At 50.2% G+C, this 7,025-nt stretch carries 4 protein-coding genes; 2 read left to right on the top strand and 2 right to left on the bottom strand.

Annotated elements, in window-relative coordinates; genetic code table 11:
• Positions 1–248: 248 nt before the first annotated feature.
• Together BTA35_RS11645 and BTA35_RS11640 are read right to left on the bottom strand one after the other, a co-directional pair.
• Positions 249–2,300: a GmrSD restriction endonuclease domain-containing protein gene (locus BTA35_RS11645; RefSeq protein WP_078319991.1), complete on the bottom strand. Its 2,052-nt coding sequence runs from the start codon at positions 2,298–2,300 to the stop codon at positions 249–251.
• Complete coding sequence (locus BTA35_RS11640) at positions 2,300–3,676, bottom strand: DUF262 domain-containing protein (protein WP_078319990.1); 1,377 nt, start codon at positions 3,674–3,676, stop codon at positions 2,300–2,302. Before BTA35_RS11640 ends, BTA35_RS11645 begins: the two co-directional genes overlap by 1 nt.
• A 272-nt stretch (positions 3,677–3,948) precedes the next feature.
• On the opposite strand from BTA35_RS11640, the gene BTA35_RS11635 reads away from it, so the two are divergent.
• Together BTA35_RS11635 and BTA35_RS11630 are read left to right on the top strand one after the other, a co-directional pair.
• Positions 3,949–5,574 carry a class I SAM-dependent DNA methyltransferase gene (locus tag BTA35_RS11635; protein WP_078319989.1) on the top strand — a complete coding sequence of 542 codons (1,626 nt, stop codon included), beginning with the start codon at positions 3,949–3,951 and terminating at the stop codon, positions 5,572–5,574.
• Complete coding sequence (locus tag BTA35_RS11630; RefSeq protein WP_078319988.1) at positions 5,564–6,937, top strand: restriction endonuclease subunit S; 1,374 nt, start codon at positions 5,564–5,566, stop codon at positions 6,935–6,937. The genes BTA35_RS11635 and BTA35_RS11630 overlap by 11 nt, the downstream gene beginning before the upstream one ends.
• Positions 6,938–7,025: the final 88 nt, after the last annotated feature.

The raw sequence follows: 7,025 nt of genomic DNA, 5'->3' as shown, positions 1-7,025 counted from the left end.
CAGGCTTTAGGAGCCGGAATGCGTAAGTTGGTACAGATTTGTTTTGGCGTTGTAAAACATCAAAGCGAATACCGCCCGCAAGTGGTTAGCTAACCCTTTACGGACGGTTCGGAGAGATGGTATCTACGCTGTTACGTGTTTTGCACCGTAGAGTGATCGTTATCTGGGAATTGTAGGTCGGAAAAGCGCCGTGGGCGCGCCTTCCGGCAATGGGAGTACAACACAAGAACCACGATATTGATCACGAATTAACCTGCTGACAAACCCAGCCCATCCAGCAGGACTTTAACCATCAGTTCTTCATGGTGTTTGATATTCTCCGGATAATCAGGCCCCCAATCTTTATAACTCATCATCAGGAGCTGTTTCAGGCTTTCAAGGGACTTATTGCTCTCGAAATGCTCTTTTTTAGCCGTAGGCAAAAAATCGCTATAGCGCGAGTTGCTACTGTGGCTTATCAGGCAAAGATTCCCAAAGCTGTCCACGCCATTGGGCAACAGCTTTGATACTTCGAGCTGTTTACCATCACGTGGGTTTTGTGGGTAAAAATGCTCTACCGAACTGCGTTGGGTGAAATGAAATTTGCCCCAATGATCTTGGATATATTCGATATTGCTGCCTTTCGTTACCAACTCGTCAAACTTGCCGGATGACAGCCTCAGCCACAACTTGTAGTCCAGCCGATTAAAGATAAAGTTGGCTACGGCGGTGCCCTGATGGAGACGGCTTAAATCCAAAGCACTTCCGCTGCCTTCAACCAACAGATAGTTCCTCAGAAAACGATCACTCAAGCCTTCCAGAAACCGTTCGTAATCCTGTCCATTAAGCTCTGAGACTGCTTGCTGCTGATCCAGATACTGCAGTGTCGCCTGTAGCCAGTTTTTATAATTCTGAGCGGTGTAGGTGACATGAAACATCGCCTGTAGCATCTCAAGGCGCTTATTCTGCATGGAGTCGGAGTAGCTGTTGGTATAGTCGGAATTCACCTTTTTTTGATTGCGATAGACCGTCAGTTTTTTTAACACCCAACCTTTGTCACCATCCCGTTTAATCAGATAGCGATCAAACAGAAAGCGGCATTTCAGCAGCAATATCAGAAAGCGTTTAGGCTCCGGCTGAACCTGATCGAAAGCTTTAAGCAGCTGCTTGTCATCCAGTAGCACAACTTCCTTGCAGCCTTTGTTCGCTGCATACAGCCTGAGAACCTGCAGCAAAAAGTTCGGGAAGTTGATAATAGAGTGAAACCGCTCGGGGTTGTCTTTCCCATCCAGAGGGTCTTTCTGATCATGACGCCGGGCACCCTGCAGAATTTTCGCCAAGGTTGCAGGGCGGTCATCTGAGCTAACCGGATCTGCGGTTTCGGACTCTTTCTTGGCCTCTGGCTTAAAGCAGCTCGTTAAAGCCTCAAAGCTATCCGGCAAGCTATTCCAATCGTCACCAAACACCTTATGCCGGATTCGGGCTTTGATACCCAGCTGCAGGTAACGATGCATCTCAGCGCAGGCATCCCAGATTGCAGCAAAGGCGGTGCGTTGGTGCTCCAGTTCTGTCTCTGTACCATTATCAGCACCAAGGGCACTCAGCATGCGGGCTTTTAAAACCTCATGCTTTTCCAGCTGTTCGCCCCGATTGTTCATAATCTCAAAATAGTGATTAAGATCGGTTTCTTTCGGCACAATAACCCGCAGAATTTTAACTTTTTCCAGAAGATACGCTGTAAAGTCAGCAATGTTTTGTTTCTTAACATCGCTTTCAGAAGGCTCACTGCCAGAGGTTTCCTCAAAAATAAGTTCTTTTTTCAGAAAGCGAATCGCGGCGTTATAGGCTGCCAGCATTGCCGTTTCGGCTATTTCTTCTTTGCCCGCTTTGCTATCCGTTTGATCGGTATCTGCACCGACAGAGGGGCGGGCAGCGGATTTGACGGAAAAAAGATCACTTAACGTCTTACTGGAGCTTTCCCGCGCTTCAAAACAGAGGTTGGTTTTTTCGATAGCATGCAGAGGGCGGTTAAAGTCCTTTTTCAGGGCTGCCAGAATAATCGATAGGGTTGTATGGCGCTGCTGGCCGTCGATGGTTTCAAAGAGGGTATTCTGTGAATCCTGCTGATGAACAATCAGCGACCCTATGTAGTAGGGCTGATCCTGATGGTGTACCGCCATATCCAGAATATCGCTCAGTAGCTGCTCCACCTCTACGGTGGTCCAGGCGTAGTTACGCTGATACAGAGGAATCTGGTATTGGTCGCTACCAAACAGCTGGGCGACAGAAAGCTCTGCTACCGTCTCAATCGGAGCGTTCATTATTCAGCCTCCTGCTTTAAATAACCTAAATCCCTGAATTTCTCTTTTAACGCATCGACCTTACTGGCTTCGACTGCTTTCAATACAGGCACCCGATAGGCCAGTACCTGTTCCGGTAGCTGGGCGTTACGGATCACGTTGAGCAAACTCTTCTCTGCACGGGCGGCATTGTTAATCGCCTCAATATAAACACTGCTTTTCGTTAACCGGATACGATAGCTCCAGAGAAAACAGGTCTCTGCCGCTTTTTCGAGATGGGCAGCACCAAATTTGTCGTAATAACTCAGCAGGGCGCAATCAAACAGAGCCCGTACATAGCCATCGCCGGTTCGATACCGGCCAGGGTAGCGGTTCAGAAGCTCCAACAGCCCTTTCAGCGCTTGTTGTTCATCGATAAACAACGCCTGATAGTGGCGGTAAGCCTGTTCGATATAGTCGAAAAAGCCCGCACCGTTCAGAATTGGCTGATCCAGCAGAAAAGGATAGACGGGCTGATTATCGGCTGCCTGGGCCTTAGCCGCCCCCCTTAACAACAGCATCGACCGTACATAGGGCAGTCCACGGGTTTCTGCATTGACGGAAATCCCCTTAAACAACCCGATATCGTGACGGTTGAAATAAAAGCCATGCCCGCCCTGAGCCCAGCTGCGTATCCGGTAGAGATAATCCGCCATCATGCGGGTCAGGTGGGGGCCAGATGTGTCTTTATCTCTTTTGATATGGGTTTCCCAGCGTTCAACATAACGACGTTTCTCTGTCTCCTGCTCATCATCGTTACCAGAAGGCATCTCCCGCAGATGGAACGCCTTCAGCAGATCATGGGGCTCCAGACCTTTACCACGGGCGTTCTGGGCATCAAAAAACTGAAACGCCTCACCCAAATCATCCAGTTCAACCCGAATCAGCTCGCAACGGTTGAGAATAAAGTTCAGAAGATCACTCGCAGCGACAGAGCCGTGTGATAAGCGTTCTTCGATGACCGCCGCATTATGTTGCAGATTTCTGATGGTGGTCGGGGCATCAAACGTCTTTGCCAGCAGAGACAGGGCTACATCCTTCCGGTCACAAAGCGATGCCAGCCGATGCACGATCAGCGTAAACGTCAGCAGGCGCTGCTGCCCATCCACAATATGCAGTTCGTCCGCGTCGCTGTTATCCCGGTGCAGTACCACCGTCCCCAGCCGGTAAACCCGCGCGTGCTGATCGGTAGTGTTATTGGGGGCGTCAGCGTATCGCTTATGGTGCAGAACCAGATCATCCAACAGTTGATTAACGTGCTTTTCCTGCCAGGTGTAGGGGCGCTGGTAATTGGGAATCGCAAGAGGCAGCTGCAGACACTCTGCAACGGTTTTAACGTCCTTGAGGGTGATGGTCATAGGTCTTTGTCTGGATGATGGTTGGTTTGAGTTTGGTTTTCTGGTTATGGTTTTCCGTCCAACAGGGCAGCCCAAAGAGGCATCCGTTCCATCCTGAATGAATGGCTAACATCTTATACCATAAAGAAAATTTATCGTTAGCAGGCATCACAAATCCCATGCAGATAAAGTAAACTATCCTGCATATTTTTATGGGCCTTATGCGCTGCCTGCAGCTGCACGGAAACCATCCCGACCGCCCGTTAAACCCGTTTACAAGGACGCGTCACCACATGGCTGAATCTGCAAAAAAACCGGCTAAAAGCAAAGCCAGAAAGAACACCAAAGGGTTTGAAGAAACCCTGTGGGACACCGCCAACCAGCTGCGCGGCAGTGTTGAATCCTCAGAGTACAAACACGTGGTACTCAGTCTGGTGTTTCTGAAATTTATCAGCGACAAGTTTGAAACCCGCCGCCAGCAGCTGATTGATGACGGGCAGGAAGCCTTTGTCGATATGGATGTGTTCTACCAGAACGATAACGTCTTTTATCTGCCGGAACCCGCCCGCTGGAACTTTGTTAAAGACCGCACCAAGCAGGATGATATCGCCCTCTTGGTGGATACCGCTTTAAGCACCATCGAAAAGAGTAACCCGGCGCTGAAAGGCGCACTACCGGAGAACTACTTCTCCCGCATGGCGCTGGAGACCAAAACCCTGGCCTCGCTGATTGATGCTATCGACAATATCGACACCCTGGCCAACGAGTGCGATATCAGCGAGCAGGATTTAGTGGGCCGGGTGTATGAGTATTTCCTCGGTAAATTTGCCGCCACCGAAGGTAAAGGCGGAGGCGAGTTCTACACCCCCAAGTGCGTGGTAACCCTGCTGGCAGAGATGCTGGAACCCTACAAAGGCAAAATCTACGATCCTTGTTGCGGTTCCGGCGGTATGTTTGTGCAGTCCCTCAAGTTTATTGAGAGCCACAAAGGCCGCAGTAAAGATGTTGCCATCTACGGGCAGGAACTGACCGCCACCACCTACAAACTGGCCAAGATGAACCTGGCGATTCGCGGCCTGTCCGGCAATCTGGGGGAGCGCCCCGCCAACACCTTTTTTGCCGACCAACATCCGGATCTGAAAGCCGATTTTATTATGGCGAACCCGCCGTTTAACCTGAAAGAGTGGCGGAACGAGGCGGAACTGACCAAAGACCCGCGTTTCAGCGGTTTCCGCACGCCGCCCACCGGCAACGCCAACTACGCGTGGATTCTGCACATGCTGTCCAAGCTGAGCGAAGACGGCACCGCAGGTTTTGTCCTGGCTAACGGCTCCATGAGTTCCAACACCAGCGGTGAAGGCGAGATCCGCCAGAAGCTGATCGAAGATGACCGCGTGGAATGCATGATCGCGTTACCCGGCCAGCTGTTTTACACCACCCAGATTCCGGTGTGCCTGTGGTTCTTGAGCAAAAACAAAGACGCCAACCCGACCATGGGCTACCGCGAGCGCAAAGGGGAAACCCTGTTTATCGACGCCCGCGAAATGGGCAGCATGATAAGCCGCGTGCATAAAGAGCTGACCACAGACGATATCGCCCGCATCGCCGACACCTACCATGTGTGGCGCAGCAGCCCGGAAGAGATCACCCGCCGCCGCGAGGCAGGCATTATCGGCCTGTCGGAATACCAGGATGAAGCCGGATACTGCAAATCTGCCACCCTTGAGGAGATCGCCGCCAATGATTACGTACTGACACCGGGGCGCTATGTCGGCGCAGCGGCAATCGAAGATGACGGCATCCCGTTTGAGGTCAAAATGACCGACCTGACTCAGAAGTTGTTCAGCCAGCTGGATGAAGCGCAAAAGCTGGACACCGCTATTCGTAAGAATATGGAGGTGCTGGGTTATGGGGAGTGAGTCACTTGTAACTGCTCGTTTAGATGAATTGTGTGAGCTTATTGTTGACTGCCCGCATTCCACTCCCAAATGGACTGCCTCGGGTTATGTTGTTCTGCGAAATCAAAATATTCGCAATGGTGAACTAGACCTTTCCTCTGCAAGCTTCACTGACGAAGCCGGTTATAAAAGCCGCATTAAGAGAGCGGTTCCTCAAGCTGGTGATATTGTTATTACTCGTGAGGCACCTATGGGAGAGGTTTGTATTATCCCTGATGGTCTTCAATGTTGCTTAGGACAACGTCAGGTTCTTCTAAGACCTAAAAATGATGTTTCTAGTGAGTATTTGTACTGGGCACTTCAATCACCTTTTGTTAAACATCAGATTTCATGGAATGAAGGTACAGGCACCACTGTAAGTAATATCAGAATCCCAGTCCTTAAGGCTTTTTTGATTCCCCGTTGGGCTGGTCAGGAAAAATTTATTGCTGAGCAACTCAATGCAATCAGTAACAAAATCACCCTTAACCGCCAAATCAACCAAACCTTAGAGCAGATGGCGCAAGCCTTGTTTAAATCGTGGTTTGTCGATTTTGATCCGGTGATCGATAACGCATTGGCAGCGGGCAACCCGATTCCCGATGAACTCCAGCCTCGTGCAGAACAGCGTAAGGCGCTGCGGCTTAATGCCACTGGTGAAGATGGTTATAAACCGCTGCCTGAATCGGTACGGGCGCTGTTTCCTGATGCGTTTGAAGAAAGTGAACTGGGCTGGGTGCCGGAGGGGTGGGGCTTAAAGGCTGTTTCTGACGCCATTACCGTCAATCCGAAGGTAAAACTCACCAAGGGTACAGTTGCCAAGTTTGTTGATATGAAAGCATTGCCGACATCTGGATACTCAATCGAAGATGTTTCTGAAAAAGCTTACTCCGGCGGTGCTAAATTTGAGAAAAATGACATTTTGCTTGCCCGAATTACCCCATGCCTTCAAAACGGTAAAACTGGATTCGTTGATTTCTTAGATGATGAGGCCGTTGGCTTCGGATCAACGGAGTTTATCGTATTACGTGGTAATGAAAGGCTTGATGCAACCTATGTTGCTTGTTTAGCACGGGATGAAAGTTTCCGGCTGCATGCAATGCAGAGCATGGTCGGATCATCTGGGCGTCAACGTGTTCAGAATAGCTGCTTCGATAGTTATTATGTTTCAGTGCCAACTGAAAACGTGATGAAAGCGTTTGTCGATTTTACAAAGCCTGCATTCGCTAAGCTTAAGATCAATGCTAACGAGAGCCGGTCACTCACCAACCTCCGCGATACGCTGTTACCCAAGCTGATCTCCGGTGAGTTGCAGCTGGATCAGCTGCCGGATGTGGTGGCGTGAAAACACGCCATACCGTAAGTACCGGAGTCTGTGTTGGAAGGCGCGCATACGGCGCTTTTCCGACGTTGGGCGTTTGCCAATGGAGGGC

This window comes from Oceanospirillum linum (assembly GCF_001995095.2).
Taxonomy (GTDB): Bacteria; Pseudomonadota; Gammaproteobacteria; order Pseudomonadales; family Halomonadaceae; genus Oceanospirillum; species Oceanospirillum linum.
The sequence above is the reverse complement of the archived record's forward strand: the minus strand, read 5'-3'. Positions and strand labels throughout refer to the sequence as shown.

Excerpts from the sequence above, each read along its gene's own strand:
- BTA35_RS11645 (WP_078319991.1), bottom strand. The coding sequence starts at position 2,300 with ATGAACGCTCCGATTGAGACGGTAGCAGAGCTTTCTGTCGCCCAGCTG.
- BTA35_RS11640 (WP_078319990.1), bottom strand. The coding sequence starts at position 3,676 with ATGACCATCACCCTCAAGGACGTTAAAACCGTTGCAGAGTGTCTGCAG.
- BTA35_RS11635 (WP_078319989.1), top strand. The coding sequence starts at position 3,949 with ATGGCTGAATCTGCAAAAAAACCGGCTAAAAGCAAAGCCAGAAAGAAC.
- BTA35_RS11630 (WP_078319988.1), top strand. The coding sequence starts at position 5,564 with ATGGGGAGTGAGTCACTTGTAACTGCTCGTTTAGATGAATTGTGTGAG.